At 64.4% G+C, this 22,047-nt stretch carries 18 protein-coding genes and 2 pseudogenes; 15 read left to right on the top strand and 5 right to left on the bottom strand.

What is annotated here, in order from left to right; genetic code table 11:
* Positions 1-26: 26 nt before the first annotated feature.
* From MLGJGCBP_RS54570 to MLGJGCBP_RS47605, 3 genes and pseudogenes are all read right to left on the bottom strand, one after another.
* A pseudogene (locus MLGJGCBP_RS54570) lies at positions 27-1,741 on the bottom strand (IS1634 family transposase); the annotation flags it as partial.
* 139 nt (positions 1,742-1,880) lie between these two features.
* The gene (locus MLGJGCBP_RS47610) at positions 1,881-3,050 is read right to left on the bottom strand and encodes a CaiB/BaiF CoA transferase family protein (protein WP_160099222.1); all 1,170 of its coding nucleotides are present in this window, start codon (positions 3,048-3,050) and stop codon (positions 1,881-1,883) included.
* A gap of 124 nt (positions 3,051-3,174) precedes the next feature.
* Positions 3,175-3,384, bottom strand: a complete 210-nt coding sequence (locus tag MLGJGCBP_RS47605) for a hypothetical protein (protein WP_160099224.1) — start codon at positions 3,382-3,384, stop codon at positions 3,175-3,177.
* Between the two features lie 117 nt (positions 3,385-3,501).
* Here MLGJGCBP_RS47605 and MLGJGCBP_RS47600 point away from each other — a divergent pair, with 117 nt between their 5' ends.
* From MLGJGCBP_RS47600 to MLGJGCBP_RS47555, 10 genes are all read left to right on the top strand, one after another.
* Positions 3,502-4,833 (top strand): flavin-containing monooxygenase, encoded by a 1,332-nt coding sequence (locus MLGJGCBP_RS47600; RefSeq protein WP_236581394.1) that lies wholly within the window; start codon positions 3,502-3,504, stop codon positions 4,831-4,833.
* An 11-nt stretch (positions 4,834-4,844) separates the two neighbouring features.
* Positions 4,845-5,996 (top strand): thiolase family protein, encoded by a 1,152-nt coding sequence (locus tag MLGJGCBP_RS47595; RefSeq protein WP_160099228.1) that lies wholly within the window; start codon positions 4,845-4,847, stop codon positions 5,994-5,996.
* 1 nt (position 5,997) lies between these two features.
* Positions 5,998-6,372: a Zn-ribbon domain-containing OB-fold protein gene (locus MLGJGCBP_RS47590; protein WP_160099230.1), complete on the top strand. Its 375-nt coding sequence runs from the start codon at positions 5,998-6,000 to the stop codon at positions 6,370-6,372.
* Between the two features lie 22 nt (positions 6,373-6,394).
* Positions 6,395-7,159: a crotonase/enoyl-CoA hydratase family protein gene (locus MLGJGCBP_RS47585; RefSeq protein WP_160099232.1), complete on the top strand. Its 765-nt coding sequence runs from the start codon at positions 6,395-6,397 to the stop codon at positions 7,157-7,159.
* A 165-nt stretch (positions 7,160-7,324) separates the two neighbouring features.
* Complete coding sequence (locus MLGJGCBP_RS47580) at positions 7,325-9,004, top strand: class I adenylate-forming enzyme family protein (protein WP_201453210.1); 1,680 nt, start codon at positions 7,325-7,327, stop codon at positions 9,002-9,004.
* Complete coding sequence (locus MLGJGCBP_RS47575; protein WP_160099236.1) at positions 9,001-9,876, top strand: cyclase family protein; 876 nt, start codon at positions 9,001-9,003, stop codon at positions 9,874-9,876. The genes MLGJGCBP_RS47580 and MLGJGCBP_RS47575 overlap by 4 nt, the downstream gene beginning before the upstream one ends.
* Entirely contained in the window at positions 9,876-11,078 is a 1,203-nt protein-coding gene (locus MLGJGCBP_RS47570; RefSeq protein WP_160099238.1) for an acetyl-CoA hydrolase/transferase family protein, read from the top strand. Before MLGJGCBP_RS47575 ends, MLGJGCBP_RS47570 begins: the two co-directional genes overlap by 1 nt.
* Entirely contained in the window at positions 11,075-12,082 is a 1,008-nt protein-coding gene (locus MLGJGCBP_RS47565) for a phosphotransferase family protein (protein WP_160099240.1), read from the top strand. Before MLGJGCBP_RS47570 ends, MLGJGCBP_RS47565 begins: the two co-directional genes overlap by 4 nt.
* On the top strand, positions 12,079-12,435 hold the full coding sequence (locus MLGJGCBP_RS47560; protein ID WP_160099242.1) for a hypothetical protein: 357 nt from the start codon (positions 12,079-12,081) through the stop codon (positions 12,433-12,435). The genes MLGJGCBP_RS47565 and MLGJGCBP_RS47560 overlap by 4 nt, the downstream gene beginning before the upstream one ends.
* 16 nt (positions 12,436-12,451) lie before the next feature.
* The gene (locus tag MLGJGCBP_RS47555; protein ID WP_160099244.1) at positions 12,452-13,591 is read left to right on the top strand and encodes a hypothetical protein; all 1,140 of its coding nucleotides are present in this window, start codon (positions 12,452-12,454) and stop codon (positions 13,589-13,591) included.
* 65 nt (positions 13,592-13,656) lie between these two features.
* Here MLGJGCBP_RS47555 and MLGJGCBP_RS47550 read toward each other — a convergent pair whose 3' ends face one another.
* On the bottom strand, positions 13,657-14,349 hold the full coding sequence (locus tag MLGJGCBP_RS47550; RefSeq protein ID WP_160099246.1) for an alpha/beta fold hydrolase: 693 nt from the start codon (positions 14,347-14,349) through the stop codon (positions 13,657-13,659).
* Positions 14,350-15,569: 1,220 nt separating this feature from the next.
* On the opposite strand from MLGJGCBP_RS47550, the pseudogene MLGJGCBP_RS47545 reads away from it, so the two are divergent.
* From MLGJGCBP_RS47545 to MLGJGCBP_RS47525, 5 genes and pseudogenes are all read left to right on the top strand, one after another.
* Positions 15,570-15,886 (top strand): annotated as a pseudogene (locus MLGJGCBP_RS47545) (IS1634 family transposase); the annotation flags it as partial.
* Positions 15,887-16,416: 530 nt separating this feature from the next.
* Complete coding sequence (locus tag MLGJGCBP_RS47540; RefSeq protein ID WP_160099248.1) at positions 16,417-17,562, top strand: amino acid ABC transporter substrate-binding protein; 1,146 nt, start codon at positions 16,417-16,419, stop codon at positions 17,560-17,562.
* 40 nt (positions 17,563-17,602) lie between these two features.
* Positions 17,603-18,472 carry a branched-chain amino acid ABC transporter permease gene (locus MLGJGCBP_RS47535; protein WP_160099250.1) on the top strand — a complete coding sequence of 290 codons (870 nt, stop codon included), beginning with the start codon at positions 17,603-17,605 and terminating at the stop codon, positions 18,470-18,472.
* Complete coding sequence (locus tag MLGJGCBP_RS47530) at positions 18,469-20,337, top strand: branched-chain amino acid ABC transporter ATP-binding protein/permease (protein ID WP_160099252.1); 1,869 nt, start codon at positions 18,469-18,471, stop codon at positions 20,335-20,337. The genes MLGJGCBP_RS47535 and MLGJGCBP_RS47530 overlap by 4 nt, the downstream gene beginning before the upstream one ends.
* Positions 20,334-21,089: an ABC transporter ATP-binding protein gene (locus MLGJGCBP_RS47525; protein WP_160099254.1), complete on the top strand. Its 756-nt coding sequence runs from the start codon at positions 20,334-20,336 to the stop codon at positions 21,087-21,089. The genes MLGJGCBP_RS47530 and MLGJGCBP_RS47525 overlap by 4 nt, the downstream gene beginning before the upstream one ends.
* A gap of 284 nt (positions 21,090-21,373) precedes the next feature.
* Here the strand turns inward: MLGJGCBP_RS47525 and MLGJGCBP_RS47520 are convergent.
* A partial coding sequence (locus MLGJGCBP_RS47520) for an IS630 family transposase (RefSeq protein WP_442972126.1) occupies positions 21,374-22,047 on the bottom strand: 674 nt, incomplete at its 5' end.

The following is a 22,047-nucleotide window of genomic DNA, read 5'->3' as shown; positions in this document are numbered from 1 at the left end:
TTCGGTTGTGATTGTTCTAGCCAATTGACGGTCAGGGGGATGGTGGTGTCGACGAGTTCGAAGGCGCGTCGTTGGGTGGCGGTGGTGACGGCGAGGGTCGCCACGATCGGTCCGGCGGCGCCGTAGCGCGGGTCGTTGTGTGTCAAGGTGACCAGGTGGGCCAGCAGCCCTTGGCGGGATCGGACCGGCAGGTCACAGTCGGTGGTGATCTTGCGGGTCGCCTTGGTCTCGGCGGCGGCCGGGCGGGCCGCCGGTGCAACGGGATCCTTACTGGTGCGGCGGGTGTTCGTAGGTCAACGGCGCCCAGGCCTTGCGCAGGTGCGAGGTGAGGTAGGTAGGTGGCGAGCATGCAGATCAGTACGTGCGCCGTGACCTGGCCGGTGAGGCGGTGGTAGATGGGGCGCAGGTCCAGGTCCAGGTCCAGGTCCAGGTCGATGGCCTTGGGGGACCGGAAGTAGCCTTCGATGCGGGAGACGTGCTTGTAGGCGACGATCACGGTGGCGGTGTCGAGCTCGTCGGCGCTGGCGGTGGTGCGCAGGGTGCAGATCCCGTCGAGGGCGTCCTCGGCGTCGATCCGGTCCCGGTCACGGGTCACCGTCAGTGACGTGTCGGTGATTCGGACGTGGAAGTGTTTGCCCACCCTGTATTTCCCGGCACCCGGCCGACCCGTAGGTCGATCTTCCCGGCCTCGGCCCCGGATACCGCGGCGAACGATCTTGCCCAGTTCCGCCTCGGTGGCGTCGAGCAGCTCGCCGCGTTTGCGGGCGTTCATCGGCTAGAGCCGGGTTGCGGCCGACAGTTAACCGTTCCCGGGGGTAGTCGGGGTGCTTGATCTCGACGTAGTTCCGGATGTCGAACAGGCTCATCTGCAGCGACCCGTCGTCGGCGGCGAGCGAGGCGACCTGCGGGGCCGCAGTGCGGTCAGCCCCGCCGAGTTCGTTGAGGGCTGTAACGCGGGCGGAGGTGACCATCCCGCGGTCGCCGGCCATCAGCAGTTCTCGAGTCCGAAAGTGCCTTCTAATTGCGGTCACGGCGTGCGTGAAGACGGCCGGGTCGGCGGTGTTTTCCGGGAAATCCCGCACCGCGACCGGACGACCCTCAGTCGGTGAGCAGCCCGTATTCGATCTGCTCGCAGCCCTTCTTCCCGTCGCGGGAGTAGCCACGGGCGGCCAGGTCGCAGTGCCGGCCGATCGCCCAGGAGGAGGACAGGTCGAACATCACGATCCGCGATGGATTCACCAATGGTCGAGATGCATTCCTGCGAGCCGTTTTTCGATCGTGTCCTGCCGACCGACAAGCCAGTCCATCGTCGCGTAGATCTCGTCGGTGGATGCGTGGGCGACGCCCAGGTCCACCCCGAGGGTGGTGTCGGCCCACCAGAAGGCGGTGGCCAGCTTCGAGGCTGGCCACCGCCCGGGCGAGGGGCAGTGCAATCGTCAGACCCGCAACCGGCCGGCCGGGCTGAGCAGTGCGGGCAACCCCACCGGTGCGCCATCGCCCACACCGCGGCGACGTGTCCGTGCGGCACCCTGGCCGTCGTGGCGGCCGGCACCAGCGTCTGTCACTTCAACCCGGCCTCGAACCAGTCGATCACGTGGGCGGGCGGCGTGGACAGGTTCGCCACCGTCTCGTTGCGGACCCGGGCAACTTCGCGGAAGGTCCGCCGCAGATCGGCGGACTCGTAGTCCACGTGCGACTTCCGCGCTCTGACCACATAGACCGCGTCGTGACGCTTTGTCATGACCTGCATGCAGTCGCATTCGTCGTGTATCACGACACACCCAATACTCTGACTACACCCGACAGCTCGCAAACCGAGAAGAGGGCAGATCAAAGGCGCACCCGGCACCCAGGTTCGTCCAAACTTCGGTCTAGGTGCCCTACGCGCCGGAGCTCGCTAGTTCGGCGATCTCATCGGGGCTCAACCCGACCTCGCTGAGTACCTCGCGGGTGTGAGCTCCGAGGTGTGGCGGTGGTGCCGGCGCTGGGCTCACGCTACGGGAGAAGGCAGTTCCGTCACCGGGGACACGCAGCTGCCCCCCGTCCGGATCGCTGATCATCCGCCAGAACCCGATGGCCTCCAAGTGGGGATCGTCGAGCAGATCCTCGAGCGAATTGACCTGCGCGTACGGGATGTCCTCTTTCTCGAGGATTTCGCTCCACTCGGCGGTGGTCCGCTTCGCTACCTCAATGCCGAGCTCGTTCCATACCAGCGCGACGTTCTCCTGACGGCCGGCGAGAGTGGTATAGCGCGCGTCGGCAAGGACGTCGTAGCGTTCGACGATCTCGAAAAAGCGGATCCACTGTGCGTCCGAATAAGGCATGAGAGCGAGATAGCCGTCCACGGTCTGGAATGGGCGGCGGGCAGCCGTAACGACCGGCTCATAGCCCATCGGTCCGAGCGGCGGGTTGAATGCGTGACCCCACAGGTGCTCGGCACTGACGAACGCGGTCATCGTCTCGAGCATCGTGACGTCTACGGCCTGCCCGAGCCCGGTGCGTGAGCGTTCGAGAAGGGCGCTGCTGATGGCGAAGGCCGCATGGACAGCGGTGATCTTGTCCGCCAGGATCGAGGGGACGTATCGCGGTTCGCCGGTGACCACCCGCTGGAGCATCGCCAATCCGCTGAGGGCCTGGACGATGTCGTCGTAAGCAGGATTGGGTCCGTAGGGACCGCCATCGGAAAATCCAGCAACATGGCAGAACACCAGGCCCGGATTTCGTGCCGAAAGCTCCTCGTAGACAAGGCCGATCCGGCGGGCGGCGGCCGTCCGGACCGAGTGCACGAAGACATCGGCTGTGTCCACGATCCGGCGCAGGGCCTCTTGCCCGTCGGGGCTCTTCAGATCGAGAACAACGCTGCGCTTATTCCTGTTGTTGGTCATGAACAGCGCCCCCATGCCCTCGGCACGGCGCGGGCCGATGCGGCGGGTCATATCACCGGAGGGGGGCTCGATCTTGATCACATCCGCACCCATCGCCGCCAAATACTGACAGGTGAGCGGTCCGAGGACGATCGAAGCGTTCTCAACGACACGGATACCGCTCAACGGCCCCAACCGTGCGTCGGGGCGGTGCGAGTGCGGATCTGGCGACATCATTCGGCTACCTCGTCATCTCTTCGGTAAACAGAATTGCTATTCGAGAATGTGTAACCCCAGGCTGGGTGTCAGGTCAAGTACGACCCCATCGGGGGTGCCACTGCAGACGCAGCACCCTCCTGCGGCAGCGCCGGCGATAGGAGCGGTCCCAGCTGCTTTCCGTGAAGCGGATCGACAGCAGCGCAACGGGTCTGGTGTAGGTCCAGAATCCGGACAGTTCGGCGCCTCGTTCCTGCTGACGGATATCGGCCGCGTCGTACATCTTGACCGTAGGGCGCTTCATCCGCTTAACTTATCGAAGTTAGGAAAGTAGATTCGAGATTCTGAATTCTAGCTGTCCGTGGAGGAGATCGGTTGATGACTATCATTCCCTTGCCGCTTGGCAGTGCCGACCATTCGGATGTGCACAGTGTCTGAGAAGAGGCGTTGCGCGGTGATCGGGGCCGGGGCGGCAGGCCTGAGTGCGGCCCGTCATCTGTTGGCAGACGGACACGAGGTCATAGTGTTCGAGGCCGGATCGTACGTGGGTGGGCTCTGGGTTTACGACAACGACAATGGGCTCAGCGTCGCCTACTCCTCGTTGCACATCAATTCGGAGCCACGGAGCACGTCCTTCGAGGGCTTTCCGTTCCCGGACGACACGCCTCTGTTCCCCGCTCATCAGCACGTACGGTCATATTTGGAGTCGGTTGCCGATCATTTCGGTATCGGTGCGCGCATCCGCTTTCGCAGCCGAGTGAGCGCGGTCGAACCGGTCAACGGAGAGCCAGGTGCCGGCTGGATCGTGCGAACCGAGGAAGGCAGCGAGGAGACATTCGATGTCGTCGTGGTTGCCAGTGGGCATCAGGGCCTGCCTGCCCACCCCCCATGGGCCACCGATTTCACCGGCCGATACCTGCATTCCAACTCCTATCGAGAACCTGCGCCCTTCGCCGGGCACCGGGTGCTGGTAGTCGGGGCGGGAAATAGCGGGCTCGACATCGCCTCGGACCTGGTGCCGTTCGCGGCGCACACACTCAGCTCGGCGCGCTCTCCGCTTCTGATCATGCCGCGGATGATCCTGGGGCTTCCCGCGGCGCGGGTGCTGGCAAAGATCAACAGACGCTGGCTTCCGTGGGTGGTGCAACGGCAAGCAATGCGTTGGATCAGCCGGGTGTATCACGGACGCCCGGAACAATGGGGGTTTCGGACCCCGGCAACCCGCACGCACCCTGCCAGCAGTGCCACGTATATGGCGCATGTGTCCTACGGGCGCATCGACGTTCGTCCGGGAGTGGAGCGAATCGACGGGCACACCGTCACGTTCGTCGACGGCACCAGCGCCGAGGTCGACACGATTATTGCGGCCACCGGATACGAGGTCGACCTGCCCTTTCTATCGAAGAAGGTCTCCCCGATCGTCGAACACCAGATCAAGGCTTACAAGCGGGTCGTGCATCCAGACTGGCCGGGAATGTACTTCATTGGGTTCTTCAATGTCTCCGGCGGCGCCAACATCTCGATGATGGACGTCCAGTCTCGGCTTATGACCGCCGCACTGCGTGGTGACGCCGCCCTTCCGGACAGCGCCGGGATGCACCGCGACATCGCCCGCGAAGAGCGCTTCCTGGCCGAACACTTTCCGGGCAGCGCCCGCTACGGCTTGGAACTCGATCCTGTGCGCTACCGACGTCAAATCGGGAAGGTCCTCGGCGGCGCAGCGACGGGGACCGCTGACAGCAACCCCAAATAGGAGAGACCACAATGACACTCAACGGCGCCGCGGCCATCGCTGGCATCGGCGAGACCCCGTACTCTCGTTCGGCCACGGAGAGCGCACTGGAGCTGCAGCTGAGGGCCTCACTGCTCGCGATCGAAGACGCCGGGCTGCGGCCTCGGGACGTCGACGGGGTGATCCCGATCGGAATCACTGGTGCCCCGGCAGAGGAGTACATTCACAACCTCGGCCTTACCGACCTTCGATTCTCCGGGCTGGTTCCGCACGGCGGAGCCAGTGCGGTCGGGGCGATCCAGATGGCTGCGGCCGCCATCGCAGCAGGAATCTGCACCACTGTTCTCGTCCCGTCCGGGCGCAACGTCAGCAGTGGGGCCCGGGCCGGGGTGCGTATCCACCAGATGCCCCAGTTTCACTACATCACCGAGTTCGAGCGGCCCGTCGGCGCGATCGCCCCCGCCCAGCTCTACGCCCCGATGGCCCGTCGACATATGGAGCTCTACGGCACCACCAGCCGCCAGCTTGCCGAGATCGCCGTCGCGGTACGTTCACACGCGGTACTCAACGAACACGCCGTGATGCGCACACCCATCACCGTCGAGGACCACCAGAACTCGCGGATGATCACCGATCCGTTCAGACTGCTGGATTGCAGCCTGGAAAGCGATGGCGGCGCCGCGTACGTCGTCACCACTCCCGAACGTGCGCGGGACCTACGGCACCGCCCCGTCGTCCTGCGCGGGGTGGCGATGGGTCACCCCGATTCGCCCAGCGCCATCACCCAACGTTCCGACCTGACCACCGTCGGTGTCGCCAAGGCCGCGCCAATCGCCTTCTCGATGGCGGGCATCTCCCACGCGAGCATCGATGTTGCCGAGATCTACGACTGCTTCACCTGGGTCGTGCTCTGCCAGCTCGAGGACCTCGGCTTCTGCGCCAAGGGCGACGGCGGAAAATTCGTCGAGGACGGCCGGCTCCGTCTCGGCGGGGCACTGCCCACCAACACCCACGGCGGGCTCCTGTCTCAGGGGCACATGCTGGGAATGAATCACATCGTCGAGCTCGTCCGGCAATTACGCGGTGACGGCGGCGCCGCTCAGGTCGACGGTGCCCGGGTCGGTCTGGTCACCGGCTACGGCGACATGGGCGACGGCGCCGTAGCGATCATGGAAGGGGCTTGACATGGCCGAACTGTCCGACGCCTACTGGGCCGGGGCCGCCAAGGGCCGGCTGGTCCTCCAGAAGTGTATGGACTGCGGGCGCATTCGCCACTACCCGCAGATGCTCTGCCCCACCTGCCACTCCTTCGCCGTGGAACACGTAACGGCGACCGGGCACGGCACGGTTCATTCGTGGACGATCAGCCACCACGCCTTCACTTCCAATGTTCGCGACCAGGTCCCCTACACCCTGGTCACCGTGGACATGGAGGAGGGTGTTCGGGTGCTCGGCCGTCTCACCGACAACATCCCGCTCCGCATCGGTCTCCCCGTTCACCTCGGCTTCAAGACGTCCGCAGATGAGCTGCCTGTGCCCGTCTTTACTGCCGCCACTTGAGTACGACAGAGGGAGCCCCACAATGACCGACCCCGTACTCGTCCAGGTCGACGATCGATTGATGATTATCACCATCAATCGACCGGAGGTCCGTAACGCCATCGACAGCGCCGTGTCCTACGGAGTGTGCGCGGCTGTCGATGAGCTCGACGCCCGGGCGGATCTCAGAGTCGGCATCCTCACCGGCGCCGGCGGCACCTTTTGTTCCGGAATGGATCTCAAGGCGTTCCTGCGCGGCGAGAGTACCCGGGTCAAACACCGCGGACTGATGGGTATCGCCCGCACGCCAACGGACAAACCGCTGATCGCCGCCGTCGAAGGGTACGCCCTCGCCGGCGGTTTCGAGGCCGCCCTCGCCTGTGACCTCGTCGTCGCCGCGCGGGACGCGGTCTTCGGTCTGCCCGAGGCCAGGCGCGGCCTTGCGGCCGCGGCCGGCGGCTTGATTCGCCTGCCGCGCTTGATTCCGCAGCGCGTCGCGATGGAGATGGCCCTGACCGGGGATCCCGTCGATGCACGATGCCTGCACGCTCATGGTCTGGTCAACCGGGTCACCGAGCCCGGCGGCGCGCTCGCCGAAGCCACCCGGCTCGCGCGCAGGATCATCGATAACGCGCCACTGTCCGTCGCCGCGAGCAAGCAAGTCATCCTCCAGCAGCGCGACTGGTCCACCGAGGAGAGCTTCGCCCGGCAAGACGAGATCACCTCCACCGTTCTCGCCTCCGACGATGCGAAGGAGGGCGCGCGCGCCTTCGCCGAGAAGCGCGAGCCGAAGTGGACCGGCCGCTGACGCCCGGCGCCTGGCCTCGTTCCACCGGATGCAATGGGACCACTTCCACTTGCCGGTGTACAAGCACTTGACTAGATTCGATATGTAGAATCGAAATTCGCAATATTGAAAACATCTCGGATGTAGTTGACGCCTAGAGGCATGTACATGAGGAGACGCAATACCGTGTCAGAAACCACCGTGTGGGAGCAGGGCTCCCCGGCCGAGGAACTCCTCGTGCCACCGCCGACTGCCCGGACTCTGCCCGAACTGCTCGACGCCTGCGCTGCTGCCACGCCCGCCGGCGACGCACTCGTCTCCGAGACGACACGGCTGACGTACGCGGAGCTCGCCGCGCAGAGCCAGGTCGCCGCCCGGGTTCTGCACAGTCTCGGAATACGGGAGGACGACACCGTCGCTCTGATGGCACCCAATATTCCCGAATGGATTCCGGTGGCCTTCGGTGCGATGCGTTGCGGCGCCCGGGTGGACGCATTCAACACCTGGGCCAAGGCCTATGACCTCGACTTTCTGCTGCGGTCCTCCGGAGCGTCGGTCCTCGTGATGGTGGACCGAGTGCGGGGCACGGACCTGGTGGCCCAGCTTCGCGCGTTGGTTCCCGAGCTCGATGACCGAGGGCCGTTGCGCAGCAACCGATTCCCGAACCTACGGCACGTACTGGTGATCGGCGAGGACTACCCGGCTGCCACGAGTTCGTGGGCCGATCTCACCGATCAGCACGCCACCGGGAATCCGATCAAGGAACCGTCCGGTCGGGGCGAGCGGGTGGCGTACGTCCTATACACCTCTGGCTCTACGAGTACGCCCAAGGCTGTGCCACTCAGTCACCGCGACCTCGTGGTGAATGCATTTCACATCGGTGAGCGGATGGGACTGGGCGAGCAGGATCGCGTATGGCTTGGATCACCGCTGTTCTGGAGCTACGGCTGCGCCAACGCGGCCCTGGCCACGATGACTCACCGGGCCTGTCTCGTGCTGCAGGAACAGTTCACTCCGGGTCAGGCCGTGGATGTGATGCAACGCGAGAATGTCACCGCAGCATATCTTCTCCCCGCGATGATCGACGTCCTTGCCACGCAGTGTGCAGAGCAGATGCGGGGAATTGGTTCTCTGCGTACCGGGCTCACCATCGGGCGTCCCGATACCGTGCAGCGCGCAGTGGTCGAGTTGGGGGTGGGGGAGATTTGCAACATCTACGGCTCCACCGAGACCTATGGCAACTGTTGCGTCACCGATCACCGGATGCCTCTGGCCGATCGAATGGCCACTCAGGGGCATCCGCTGCCCGGCGTCGCGATCCGCTTGGTGGACGAAGAGACGGGAGCCGTTCTTCCCGTCGGCCAGGCAGGCGAGGCGCAGGTACGTGGCCGCATCACCCCCGGTTACCTCAACGACGACGCAGCTAATTCCGCCGCCTTCACAAGCGACGGATGGTTCCGGACCGGTGACCGGCTAGTGCTCCATCCGGACGGCACCGTGTCCTTTGTCGACAGGGCAACCGACATGATCAAGGTCTCGGGGATCAATGTCTCGCCCGCGGAGGTGGAGAGCTTCCTTGCCGAGCATCCCGATGTGCGTGAGGTATTGGTTGTGGGAGCCCCGCATCCGTCGAAGGACGAGGTGGCGATCGCCTTTGTGATCCCATGCTCGGACCGGATCACACCAGAGGAGCTGACCCGCTACTGCAAGGAGCGGATCGCTGGCTACAAGGTTCCCTGGCTGATCTCCTTCGTGACCGAGTTGCCGCGAACGGACACCGGCAAGATTGCCCGTCGGCTGCTGAAGCCGGATGCCGTCGTGTTGGTCGACGCCGCGCTGGCGGCGGAGAGGGCTGGCAGCTCATGATCGGGAACTGGGGCCGTTGGGGTGAGCAGGATCAGGCTGGGGCGTTGAACCTCGTCACCCCCGAAGTCACGCGGCGAGCGGCGGGACTGGTTCGGTCCGGGCGTACGTTGTCTTTGGCTCAACCGTTGGGGCCACACACCCCGTCCCCGGGGCACCGGCCCGGACCCGTCCGGTTCATGAATCGGGACGCCGGGGACTACGCTCTCGGCGCCCGCGCCCCCGGCGGGTTCAAATTCGCCGAGGACACCGTGCAATTACCTACGCACAGTGGCACGCACGTTGATGCGCTGTCTCACGCCTGGTCCGGCGAGCATCTGTTCAATGGTCATCCCGAGAGCTCGACCCGGACCACCCGCGGTGCCCAGCGCTGCGGGGCGGAGCATCTGGTCCCCGTCGTCACACGTGGAGTGCTCGTCGACATGGTCGCCACTACCGGTGGCCCGCTGCCGTCGCGAAGCCCGGTGGAGGCTGCGGACCTGGAGCGCGGGATCGCGGAGGCGGGAGTCACCCCCGAGCCCGGAGATGCCGTGTTAATCCGGACGGGCTGGTGGGAGTCGCACGGGACGGCTGCCGACTACTTCGCTGACGAGCCCGGAATCACCGCGGAGGCGGCAACCTGGCTCGCCGCACGAGACGTCGCGCTGGTCGGAGCGGACAACTACGCGGTAGAGCGGCAGACCGCCGAGCCCGGATTCCCCGCCCACCTTGTCCTACTCCATCGGCATGGGGTGCCGCTGATCGAGAACCTCAGCCTGGCCGCGCTGGCGGATACGCTGGCCGAAGCCAAGCGCTCCACCTTCCTGCTGTTGTTCGCTCCGCTGCCTCTGGTGGGTTCCACTGGGAGCCCAGTGACTCCGGTGGCTGTGCTGTGATGCCGGCGGGAGGGGACTGGACATCACTGCTGCGGCCGGGGGACCTCGTCGTCGTAGCGCAGGGAGTCGGTGAACCCACCCCCCTTCTGGAGCAGCTGCTGACCGCGGCTCCGACCGGGGTGCAGGTGTTCGTCGGGCTGTCGCACAGCCAGGCACTGACCCGGTCATCGTCGCTGCCGTTGCTATCGTTCGGGGCCCTGGGCCCGCTGGCCCACCCACCGAATAATGCCCGGCTCAATGTCATTCCCACTCACTTCGACGACTTATCCCGGGTTCTGCCGCACCGTGGGCAGGAGATGGTGCTCCTGATGCAAGTCACGACACCCGACGCGCAGGGATATCACAGCCTCGGGATGGCCGTTGACCACACCTACGAGCTCATTGGCCGCTCCCGGGTTGTCATTGCGGAGGTGAACGAGCAACTCCCGGTCACCTCCGCTCCGGCGCTGCATCATTCGACATTCGCCGCCACCATTCGGACTTCCCGGCCACTGCCGACCCTCCCACCGCCCACTATCGGTGAGGTGCACCGCCGAATCGCCACACACGTCCTCGATCTGATATCCGACGGCGCCACACTCCAGCTCGGGATCGGGGCGGTGCCGTCGGCAATCGGGAGCGGATTGACCGAACATCGAGGTCTCGCGATCCGCTCCACCCTGGCCGGAGACTGGTTGCTCGATCTCGCCAACGCCGGGGCATTGCGTTCCGCGTCAGGGTCTGTGGTGATCAGCGAGGCGGCGGGGTCGCCAGAGCTGTACAAGTACGTGTCCGTCTCGCCCGTGCAGGTCCGACCGGTCCGCGAAGTCGTGGGCCCGGGCGCGGCAGGCACCATCGATCGGTTCGTCGCGGTGAACTCGGCGCTGCAGGTCGACCTATCCGGCCAGGTCAACGCCGAAGAGATCCCCACCGGATACATCGGCGGGATCGGTGGTCAGGCCGAATACTTGCGCGCTGCGCAGCGCTGCCCGGACGGTCGGTCGATCGTGGCATTGCCGGCCACCGCAGGCCGGCACTCCCGCATCGTGACCCGATTGGAGCCACCGACAGTGACCACGGCTCGATCGAACGTCGATTTCGTGGTTACCGAACACGGCGTGGCCGACCTGCGCGGCCGAGGCCTACAGGAACGAGCCGAACTGATGATCACGATCGCTGCACCGGAGCATCGCGGCCCACTTCGGGAAGGACTGAACCAATGACAGAAGAGACCGAGGTCGCCACGCGGCTGGGGCGGTTCCTTGCCGCGCATCCGGACGCGCACAATGGGCGAATCACGCACCTGACTCGGGCAGGCAGTGGTCGCTCCCGTGACAACTGGCTCTTCGACCTGGTATTCGACGGTTCCGACGGGGCCGAGCACCGTGAGTCGTTGATCCTGCGCACGGACCCCGAGGGGGGACTGATCGACACCAACCGCGCGACGGAGTTCGCGGTTCTGCAGGCACTGGAGAAGAGCGGCCTGCCCACGCCCGTCGTCCGCTGGCTCGACGCCGACGGCCGCGCCCTAGGCCGCCCCTCGCTGATCATGCGGCGACTACCAGGCACCTGCGACTACCGTGTGCTTCGCAACTCTGCCCTGCCGCTCGCCGAACGGATCTCCCTGGCTCGACGATTCTGTGCGCTCCTCGCTGAGGTGCACGCCGTTGACTGGCACACACTAGGTCTCGGTGACGTGCTCGTCGACCCTGGGCGGCATGCCGCCCGCGCCGAACTCGACCAGTGGACTGCAATCCTCCGGCAGGACCAGCTCGAGCCCTGGCCAGAGTTGGAGTACGCGGTGGCGATCCTCGGCGAACGCGCCCCGACGTCGAGCCGGACCGTGCTGGTCCACGCCGACTTCAAGCCGGGCAACCTCCTGCTCGCAGACAAACACGTCACCGCGCTGCTGGACTGGGAACTGGCCCACCTCGGGGATCCGCTCGAGGACCTCGGCTGGGTCACCCAGCCGCTGCGCGCCTCCGAGCACACCATCGACAGGTCTTGGGAAGCAGAGGATCTCGTGAATTATTACGAGCGCGAAAGCGGGGTCACCGTCGACCGGGCCGCCTTGGCCTGGTGGATCGCGTTCTCGGCCTTCAAAACAGCTGTCATGCAAGTCAGCGGATTGCGCGCGTTTCTCGACGGACGCGCGGAGGAGCCCTACCGGCCCACCCGCCGTGTCCTCACCACCCTGCTCGACGCCGTACTGGAGGAACCCGCATGAGACCAACGATCGACGAACAACTCACCGGCGCCGCCCGGCTGCTCCGCCTCGTCGAGCACGACCCGGAGACCCCGCTAAGCGTCGGGGAACTGGTTCGTAACGCCCGGCGCCTGGTCGATCGGGTAGGCGAGTCATGGTCCCGCACCATGCCTTTCCTCCGAGACGACAATGCCCGGCTTGCAGTGCTCCTCGGCGCCGACGAGCCCGAGCCGGGTGACTTGGCGGAGACCATCGCCCGAAACGAAAAGCTCCGCGGTGAACTGACCAGCCGCATCCACGAGCTTCCCGCTGGTCCCGCCCGCGCCCAGATCGGCGCACACCTGCGCAACCGCGTCGCAACCAACCCGACCTGACAGAAATGACGAGCAGATGAGTGATCACCCTGGCCTGACAGTGGGCGACAAGTACTTCGCCGAGCAGTTCCCACTCTCCCCGCTCGATGACTTCCTCATCCACCAAACCCCCGACCCGGTCCGCGTCATGTGGACCGGCGACCCCCGAGCGTACGAGCGCTACTGGATGGTCGCCCACGACACCACCGGCGATGTCCTGGTCGCCACCGGCGGCAGCTTCTATCCCAATCTCGACCGTGCCGAGGCCTACGCCATCGTCAATGTCCGTGGACGACACACCACAGTCCGCAGCTTCCGTACCATCGGCGCCGACCGGGCGGAACTTCGGATTGGGCCAATCGCACCGGTGATCGTGCGCGGCCTGCGCGAGTGGCGTTACGTCCTCGAGCCCAACGAGTGGGGCATCAGTTACGACCTCACCTTCCAAGACACCACCCGGCAGATATTTCGTGAACCACTGTCCAACTCCGCGGCGGGCATACCGCCCGGCCGTCGCAACGACGTGACAACTGGTTTCGAAAGTTTTGGCGAGGTCTCCGGCTGGGTGGAGGTCGACGGTGAACGGTTCGACCTCGGACCCGGTTCTGCCGGGACGAGGGACCGGCACTGGGGGACTGGCCGCGGCGTTGGCGGTCCCGCCATGTCACTTGGCGCGGGCCTGCACGTCGGTACCAACGGCAACGCCTTCGTCCCCTTCCCCGATTGGACGATCTGGGGCGACCGCCTCTATTACCCCTTAGGCGACGCCCGCAAAGGCTGCGCCAAGGTCCTCAAGCCCACCCGCCGGCTGCGCTTCGAGCCGGACACCCAGATCTTCACCGAGGGCGTCGTGGACTACCAGTTCGATACCGGCGAGAAGACCCAGCTGCACTACGAAAAGATCGGCCAGCAAACCGCCTTTCTGAGGTGTGGCATGTACGGCGGGACTCCCGGCGGCGATATCCATCAAGGCGGTTATGACGGCCCGGATATGACTGAGGGGGAGACCTTCGACGTCACCCGGCCCGAAACCCGCATTGGCATTCGAGGGCTCGATGAGCACCTCTGCCGGGTCACCCGCGACGACGGTACCAGTGTCCTGGGCGTATACCAGACCATCGATCCGGTCGCATACGAGGCGTGCGTGTCCGAGCGGAAAGGCTGGGACTTCCTTTGAGGCAGCTGATCCCGCGTCAAAAGGGCCGAGCCGGAGAAATTCCGGCCCGGCCCTTCGCTGTGGGATCAGCTCGCCGCTGCAGCGATCGCCTCGGCGATCTCCGCCGGTTTCGTGAACATCGGTCCGTGCCCCGCGTCCACCTTGACGACAGTGCCGACATTACTCGCGAACTCCTGCTGCAAGGCGACAGAGAACTGCTTGTCCTGCAGCGTGATCACGTAGGTGGCAGGGTGTTGCTGCCAACCGAGCCCAGTGGCAGCCTCACCGAGCGTGCCGAGCGCGTGTGGGCCCATCTTGTCCAATATGGGCCCGACTTGCTCATCGGTGGCGTCGTTGAACATGGACTCCCGTGCAGCCTCGCGCTTGAGCGTGGCGGTTCCGTCCTCCCGCGGCTCGAGCGCGGCACCGAGATCGCCCTGCGGCTCCGGGTCGCGGCCCAGGAGGTCGCTCACGGCTTCGCCCGCCCGGGGCAGAGCCGCACACACATAGACGAGATGCGCCACGCCGTCGTTGTCTGCCGAAGCACGGGTAATCACGGCACCACCGTACGAATGGCCGACCAAGACGGCCGGTTCATCAAAACCCTTCAACGCATCGCGGACTGCCTGGGCATCCCGCTCGAGCGTTCCGCCCGGACCGCGGCTCGGAAGATCCACGGATTTTGTCCTTATGCCGCGCTGTTCCAGTTCGGCAACCACTTTGTCCCACACCCATGATCCGGTGAAGGCACCGTGCACGAGAAGCACAGGCTTGGCCATACATTTCACCTCAGTCCGCTTAAGCCGGGCAGTCGCACCAACGCCCGGCAGATGGCTACTTCGTGATCGAGGCGTTCGGTTCGCCCCGACCCGTCAACCCCGCGACGACCTCCTGCGCCCTGTGTTGGACACCCGAGGTATACCGATGCGGTCGATCGACTTCGAGAATTCGAATTGAAACTCGGCTTCTCGAATACGATCTAAGCTGCGCGGGACGTACCCGTCAACCCCCCGCGTTGACTCTGCCGAACCATCCTGTAGCCGGTTATTTGGGCCGTCCGAAATCTGGATAGCCGGACGATTGCGGCCGCCGAGGTGGATTGGAGCCTTCGTCAAGGTATCGATCCAGGGCGAGGGCGGCAAAGGCGCAGTCGCTCACCGCGTGAGCCCAGCGGCGGCGTGGATCAGGCACGGCCCACGGTCCCGGAGTCCACGGTCCCGGAGTCCTCGCTGGTGCAACTCCCTCGCACCGCGGTCATCCCTGGTCTGCTACACGCGCCGCATTCGACGAATGAACCACTCATCGCGGCAGGGTCGCCGATGTCGCATCCACGGATCGGGCAGTCCGCCCGTGGGCGGGGGTGTGGGTCTGCGCGAGATCAAACGGAATCGTGGAATTTGGGGGAGTTCAGGCCGGAAGATGGTGACACTTGACGCGCTCGGTGACACCAGCTAAATTCCTAATTCGGAAGAAGGATTCGCAATTTGGCATCTTGCGCTGCTCGATCCGTAGAAGAATGAGACACGTGAACCCATCGCAACGCGATTTGCGACAGTCGATCTGAAACTGCTGCGACGAAGCGCATCGACAGTCGTTCGTCACGGAGCGCTTGCCGGGCGCCACGAGCGATGCATTGAAAAACAGCTACCGAGGAAGTGTCAATGAAGATTGGTTCCGGCGGTAGCGCTGTCACGGTTGACGAGGCTCATCGAAAGTTTCAATGAGCGCCATCACGTGCGTCACGTCGGGTGAACGTGAGGCCGCCTCTACAGCCCTTCACCTTGATCGACGACGAGGCGTTCTTCCAGTTGGTCGTCGGCCGGCTCGTCGAGCCGACCTCGATGAGTGACACGAGCTGAGTCGTTGGCGAGATCGGCATGACGCCCGCCACCGCAACACCTACGCCAACGCACTGAAACGTTGCGCCACAATCGATACCGGGATCGAGTGGTGACGAAGTGTTTCGAGTCCGCCGCAGAAACCGGCGGACTGAGCCTTGAAGTATCACGACCTCCGGCACGTCGAGCAGTCGTTCCGGATGTCGAAGACCGACCTGCGGGCGAGGCCGATGTTCAACCACACCCGTGACCCAATCGAAGCACACCTGACCGTCGTGTTCACCGCACTCGCGATCGCACGCTACCTGCAAACCGAGACCCGGGCCTCGATCGGGCGCATCGGGAAGATCATGCGCCCGCTGCGGGAGATCACCCTGACCACCGTCGGCAAACCCCACACCGCCGCCATCCACTCACCGCCGATGCCGAATCCATCCTCACCGCACTGGATCTATCGCCCGGCCGATTGGGGTACTGAATCTGTACAAGTCAGGAGTCCCTGGTCGCGTCGCTACGGCTACGTGGCAGTGATCGCCAGTCCGTAGCCCGAGACTTCGCGTCGAGTCCCGTTGGGAAATATGAATTTGGTCGGCGATGAAGCACGCCGGAAGGTGTGGTGGTCTATGTCGTGCTCGGTCGCAAAGTGTGCGAGGAGGGGTTGGCAAATTCCTTCAGGTGGTCAGCTGGACCGGGCCGAGTGCGCCGTGGAAGAGCGCCCCGCGGCGATTGCATTCCGCGCGAGGTATGCGTAAGTGGCCGACTGCGCTCGGCATGGAGAGAACCATGATAATGCCAGTGCGAGAACAGAATTAAGTTCTGATGGCTTGCATGCAAAACCCTCAAGGTATTCGAAATATCGAATCCAAATATCAAAAAATCGAAGAGATGTACTTGACGTGAGGACCGTCACTCATCAAGACTGGTCGCGCGGACGCCGACTGGTACGTGTAGGGCGTCATAGAAGGAGAGGCGATCGCCGTGAGAAAGTTGACAACAGTAGTCATTGGGATGGCTGTAGCGATGTTGTCCGCCTGCAGCAACGGGGCTTCATCAAGCGGTGGGGCTAGCTCGGACGGCCCCATCATCATCGGCACTTCGGTGTCCTCGACCGGGAAGTATGCCTCTAGCGGCACCAACGTCGCCAACGGCTACGCGCTCGCCGTCGAGCAGATCAACAAGAACGGCGGGGTGCTCGGTCGTCAACTCGAGTTGAAACAGGACGATGATCAGAGCGACGCCGGGACCGTCGGCCGACTCTACACGCAATTCCTTACCCAGGACCGGGCAGATGTGTTACTGAGCCCATACGGCAGCGCGCTCGCGGGCCCCGCCGCTCAGCTGGCGGAGCGGTACACGACCCCGATGGCGCACAGCCTGACATCGTCTCCCGCCGTCTTTGCGGATACCAAGTACAGTGTGATGGCCGGGGTTACGCCGGGTAGCGTCGTGCTCGCCGGGGTGCCGCAGTTCGCCAAGGTTACCGGATACACCCGGGTCACGCTGGTCAACAACGACCTCGACGCATATAGCGAGATCTGCGACGGGGCCCAACAGGCCGTCACGGCCGCCGGATCCACGCTGGTGTCGCGGGTGACATATGCGGCCAGTACCAGCGACTTCTCGTCTGTCGCTCAGAAGGTGAAGGCGAACAACCCCGAGGTGGTGATCTCGTGTTCGGCGATCCAGGACAACATCGGAATCACCCGGTCCCTCGACCAGCAAGGTTTCCGGCCCAAGATACTCGCCTCGGCCACGGCGGAGGATCCGGCTTTCACCAATTCTCTTGGTTCGCTGGCCAATAAAGCAATCGGCTACTCAATCTGGGCGCCCGATCTGAAAGTGCCGGGCAGTGATGACTTCGCTACTGCTTTCCAGGCCAAGTTCGGACATCCCGCGACCGAACAGAGCGCATCGGCCTACGCCACCGTGCAGGCGGTGGCAGCGGCCATCACGCAGGCCGGTTCGACCGACCACGAGAAGCTTAACGACGCGCTCCGCTCGGGCAGTTATCAAACCATCCTCGGGACGTACAAGGTCAACGACGACGGGGTTCAGACCGGCTACAAGGCGGTCTTGAATCAATATCAAAACGGTACCTATGCGCTCGTCTACCCGGAGTCAGACGCCAGCGTGCCCGCCGAGTTTCCCTACTGAGGATGGCGACCTACGGCGAGACCTTTAAGGAGTTTGTGCGATGACCTACCTCCAGGTGATTCTGAACGGAATCTTTCTCGGCGGCTTCTATCTGTTGATGGCCCAAGGCCTTAACCTCATCTTCGGGATAATGGGTATCGTCAACCTCGCCCACGGTGCCTTTATGGTGCTGGGCGGCTTGGGCGTGTACAGCCTCTACAACGTCGGCGTGAACCCGTTCCTGGGTCTGGTAGTCGTCATGATCGCCGCGGCGGTCGTAGGGGCCGCGGTGCAGTGGCTGATCATCGAGCGCATCTCGGTTACCGGCCGGCAGGGCGAACTGCTCACCCTCATGGCGACGTTCGGGCTGTCGTACATCTTGATCAACCTCGGCCAGCGGGGGTGGGGCTCGGACTTCAAGACGATCCCCTACCTGCAGTCATCGTTAAAGGTTGGTGCCCTGCGGTTTCCCGCCTCCCTTCTGATCGGGGTCGTCCTTGCCGCCCTACTCACGCTGGCGATCTCGGTGTGGCTGCACCGTACGCGGACCGGGATGAGTCTGCTCGCCACAGCGCAGAGCCCGTTGGGTGCAGGCGCCTGCGGGATCAACCCCCGACGCCTACGCCTGATCGGGTTCGGCATGGGTGCGGCACTCGCGGCCGCCGCAGGGATGCTGCTCGTTCTCACCCAGCCCATCGCACCGCAGATGGCCACACATTTCACCATCGTGGCGTTCGTCGTCGTTGCGCTCGGTGGACTTGGAAACTACTCGGGCGCAGCGGTCGGAGCGGTCCTGGTTGGTATCTTGCAAACCCTCTCGGGCTACCAGTTCGGCGCCGTGATCCAGGAGGCCGCGCCCTACCTAATCCTGATTCTCGTGATGTTATTCCTACCCAACGGTCTGCTGACCAGGAAGGCGGCGCCGGCATGAGTACCCTCACCGCCCCAAACCCCACGTCTGCCGGGCAGGAGCCGACCGGTGGTCGACGCTCTCTGCTGTCACGCATCATCACCGCGCGCGATCACCGAGGCGTCAGGCTGCCGTCGCGACGCAACGACGCGACGCAGATCCTCGTGCTGGCAATCGTCGTTGCCGCATTCCTCGCTTTCAGCGTCGGGGCGCGCGGCGGCTCACAGGTTCAACTCGGCATCGATATCGCGATGTTCGTGGCGCTCGCCTACTCCTGGAACATCATCAGCGGCTTCACTGGGTACATCTCCTTCGGCCAGGTCGTGTTCTTTGGCTTCGGCGCATTGTTTACCGCCGAGCTCATCATCCATGCCGACACGCCCTGGTACCTCGCCGCGGTCCTTGGGGGCGTCGCGTCGGCGATCATCGCGATCCCGGTCGGGATGATCATGCTGCGCCTGCGCGGAATCTACTTCGCACTGGGCATGTTCGGCCTGGCTTACATCGTGTCGCTGTTGTGCTCCCAGTGGTCCTACACCGGCGGCTCGACGGGACTGGTCGTCCCCGGAGCGCTGGCGCAGACAGAGGTGCTTCTCGCGGTCACCGGTGTGGCTGTCCTGGCTTTCGCCGCCAACGCATTCATGGCTCGCTCGCACTTCGGCCTGCGAGCTATGGCCATCCGGGACGACGAGGAGGTCGCCGCGGCCGTCGGGGTCCGGACCACACAGGTGAAGGTCATCGCTTTCGCGCTCAGCGCCGTGATGCCGGCCATCGTCGGTGGGTTCATCGCCTACAATCGCGCGTTCATCGACTCCTCCACCGTCTTCGATCCCACGCTCGACCTGATGGTCATTGTCTTCGTGCTCGCAGGTGGCATCGGCACGGTCTGGGGGCCACTAATCGGCGCCTCGGTGCTGACGATCGCCAACGAGCAGCTCTCCACCCGCTTGCCGGACTACCAGCTGGCCCTGTTCGGTGTGCTGGTCATCCTCATCACCATTTTTCTGCCCGGGGGCATCGTGTCGCTGTTCAACAAGATCGGGTGGTTGCGCCGGGAGATCGTCAAGGGGCCGCATTCGCTGCGCGACCGGTCCGATCTCGAGGCCTCGCTCGAGCATGTCCGTGATGTACCCATGAACGGCGCACAGACCGGCGAGCTATTGTCGTGCCGCGACGTCGGCGTCAAGTTCGGCGGTGTGCATGCCCTACGTGGTGTGGACTTCGACGTGCCGCGCGGACGTGCGGTCTTCATCATCGGTGCAAACGGCGCCGGTAAGACCACGCTGTTCAATGCCATCGCCGGAGTGGTTCGGCCGTCGTCGGGCACGATCACCTTCGACGGCATACCCATCCGCAAACTGAGCGCGCAGAGTCTGGCGAGGCGAGGGATGGCCCGCACCTACCAGATCCCGCGGCCGTTCGAGTCGCTGACAGTGTGGGAAAACATCCTCATCGCGGCGCTGGGCGGCCGGCGCCGTCACCAGGCCGTGGGGCAGACCCAGTGGGTCGTGCGGGTCTTGGGGCTCGAAGACATCTGCTTCTCAGCTTCGGACACCCTCCCTATCGGACACCGTCGAATGGTCGAGCTGGGGCGTGCCCTCGCCTTGCAACCCAAGCTGATCTTGCTCGACGAGGTCATGGCTGGCATGTCTGAGGATGAGCTTGAACGGGTCCGGGAGGCCATCCGGTCGATGCCTTCGTTCGGTGTCGAAGCCATAGCGGGCATCGAGCACGTAATCAAGGCCATCGTCGACCTCACCGATGAGATCGTCGTCCTAGACCAGGGTGCGCGCATCATCTCCGGCGCCCCTGCGGAGATCCTTCGCCATCCCGAGGTTATCCGCGCCTACCTCGGGATCTCGATCGAGACGGAGACACAGGCATGAGCGCACCCGCCGACAACGCGATACCCGCCACCTCCCGACCCGAGGACCAGATTCTCGTCGTCGACGGCCTCACGACGGGTTACGGAAGGTTACGAGTTCTGCACGAAGTGTCGCTGACGGTCGCGAAAAATGAAGTGGTCGGAATCCTCGGTGCGAACGGCGCGGGCAAGACCACGTTACTGCGCAGCATCGCCGGCGCGATTCGCCCCACGGACGGAACCGTCATGCTGCTCGGCAAGGATGTCACCGGTCAACCGGACCACGTGCTGACACGGGCCGGAGTAGGCCACGTACCCAGCGGGCGTGAGCTGTTCAGTGACCTGTCTGTGGAAGCAAACCTCGCCATGGGCGGGTACGCGTTACCCCGCGCCCGTGCAGCCGAGCTTCGCTCGCAGGTGCTCGATCTGTTCCCTACCCTCGCCCGCATGCTCGATCGCCGTGCCGGTGCGCTATCCGGGGGTGAACAGCAGATGGTGGCGTTCGGGCGGGCACTGATGACGGACCCGTCGCTGCTGCTCCTAGATGAACCGTCAACCGGTCTCGCTCCGGCCATCGTGGCGTCGTTGTTCGAGGCCCTGCGGCAGCTGATCACCAACAGCACGATGAGCGTTGTGCTGGTCGAGCAAAACGCCGCCCTGGCACTGGAGGTCGTGCAGCGCGCCTACGTGCTGCGGCAGGGACGAATCGTGCTGGACGGCTCAGCGAATGAGCTCAAGGGCGAAACGATCGTGGCCGCATACCTCGGTGCGTGAGCGCGGTCCCGACCACGACCAGTAGATCACCGCGCTCCGCCCTGTCGGGGTCGTCCGCCGAGAACAGCACCTAGCGCACTTCGCGGCACGGTGACCCGATCTCTGGCGCCTCACACGGCGGCCCGGCGGTGGCAACGGGTAGCAGGCCTTCGGCGGCGTGGAGAATCACAGATACCCGCGCCGATCTCGACATGGTCGCCGATCGGCTTGCCTCTGCCTACTTCGGTGCGGTATGTCAACCGGATAGCCGAGGTTCGTCTCGGTGGCCGATCGATCGTGGCGGGCTAGTGTCCTGAGACATCAATATGCGAGCAGTAATGGGCGATCGATTCGAGGATCTGGTCGGCGGTCTTGGTCCAGACGTATGGGCGGGGGTTGTCGTTCCAGGTCTCGATCCACGCACGAATATCGGTGTTGAGCTGTCGGACCGAGCGGTGCGGGGAGCGTTGAAGCTTCTTGGTGGTCAGTTCAGCGAACCACCGTTCGACGAGGTTCATCCACGAAGAACTGGTCGGCGTGAAATGGACCACGAACCGAGGGTGGGCGAGAAACCACTTCTTGACCGCAGGCGTCTTGTGCGTCGACGCGTTGTCCATGATCAAGTGAACATCGAGATCGCTCGGCACCTCGGTATTGATCTTCCGCAAGAACGCGATGAATTCGATTGCTCTGTGACCGGAATGGAGTGATCCGACCACTTTGCCCGAGGCAATGTCGAGAGCTGCGTACAAGCTCGAGGTGTCGTTGCGGATGTAGTCGTGAGTGGCTCGTTGCGGGGTTCCTGGCAGCATTGGGAAGATTGGTTGAGTGCGATCGAGCGCAACTGCCCCGGCCTGATGAGCGGGTACGTCGACCCCGACCTGGACTGCTTCGTCGACCCGGACGGGTGGCTGCACACCGGCGACCTCGGACGCCTCGACGCCGACAACTACCTCTACCTGAGCGGCCGCTCGAAGGA

This window comes from Rhodococcus sp. T7, assembly GCF_009872365.1.
Lineage (GTDB): Bacteria > Actinomycetota > Actinomycetes > Mycobacteriales > Mycobacteriaceae > Rhodococcus_F.
The sequence above is the reverse complement of the archived record's forward strand: the minus strand, read 5'-3'. Positions and strand labels throughout refer to the sequence as shown.

Coding starts and splice junctions, on each gene's coding strand:
- MLGJGCBP_RS47530 (WP_160099252.1), top strand. CDS start 18,469: ATGAGTACCCTCACCGCCCCAAACCCCACGTCTGCCGGGCAGGAGCCG.
- MLGJGCBP_RS47560 (WP_160099242.1), top strand. CDS start 12,079: ATGAGACCAACGATCGACGAACAACTCACCGGCGCCGCCCGGCTGCTC.
- MLGJGCBP_RS47555 (WP_160099244.1), top strand. CDS start 12,452: ATGAGTGATCACCCTGGCCTGACAGTGGGCGACAAGTACTTCGCCGAG.
- MLGJGCBP_RS47575 (WP_160099236.1), top strand. CDS start 9,001: ATGATCGGGAACTGGGGCCGTTGGGGTGAGCAGGATCAGGCTGGGGCG.
- MLGJGCBP_RS47590 (WP_160099230.1), top strand. CDS start 5,998: ATGGCCGAACTGTCCGACGCCTACTGGGCCGGGGCCGCCAAGGGCCGG.
- MLGJGCBP_RS47550 (WP_160099246.1), bottom strand. CDS start 14,349: ATGGCCAAGCCTGTGCTTCTCGTGCACGGTGCCTTCACCGGATCATGG.
- MLGJGCBP_RS47570 (WP_160099238.1), top strand. CDS start 9,876: ATGCCGGCGGGAGGGGACTGGACATCACTGCTGCGGCCGGGGGACCTC.
- MLGJGCBP_RS47540 (WP_160099248.1), top strand. CDS start 16,417: ATGGCTGTAGCGATGTTGTCCGCCTGCAGCAACGGGGCTTCATCAAGC.
- MLGJGCBP_RS47600 (WP_236581394.1), top strand. CDS start 3,502: ATGTGCACAGTGTCTGAGAAGAGGCGTTGCGCGGTGATCGGGGCCGGG.
- MLGJGCBP_RS47605 (WP_160099224.1), bottom strand. CDS start 3,384: ATGAAGCGCCCTACGGTCAAGATGTACGACGCGGCCGATATCCGTCAG.
- MLGJGCBP_RS47595 (WP_160099228.1), top strand. CDS start 4,845: ATGACACTCAACGGCGCCGCGGCCATCGCTGGCATCGGCGAGACCCCG.
- MLGJGCBP_RS47585 (WP_160099232.1), top strand. CDS start 6,395: ATGACCGACCCCGTACTCGTCCAGGTCGACGATCGATTGATGATTATC.
- MLGJGCBP_RS47565 (WP_160099240.1), top strand. CDS start 11,075: ATGACAGAAGAGACCGAGGTCGCCACGCGGCTGGGGCGGTTCCTTGCC.
- MLGJGCBP_RS47535 (WP_160099250.1), top strand. CDS start 17,603: ATGACCTACCTCCAGGTGATTCTGAACGGAATCTTTCTCGGCGGCTTC.
- MLGJGCBP_RS47525 (WP_160099254.1), top strand. CDS start 20,334: ATGAGCGCACCCGCCGACAACGCGATACCCGCCACCTCCCGACCCGAG.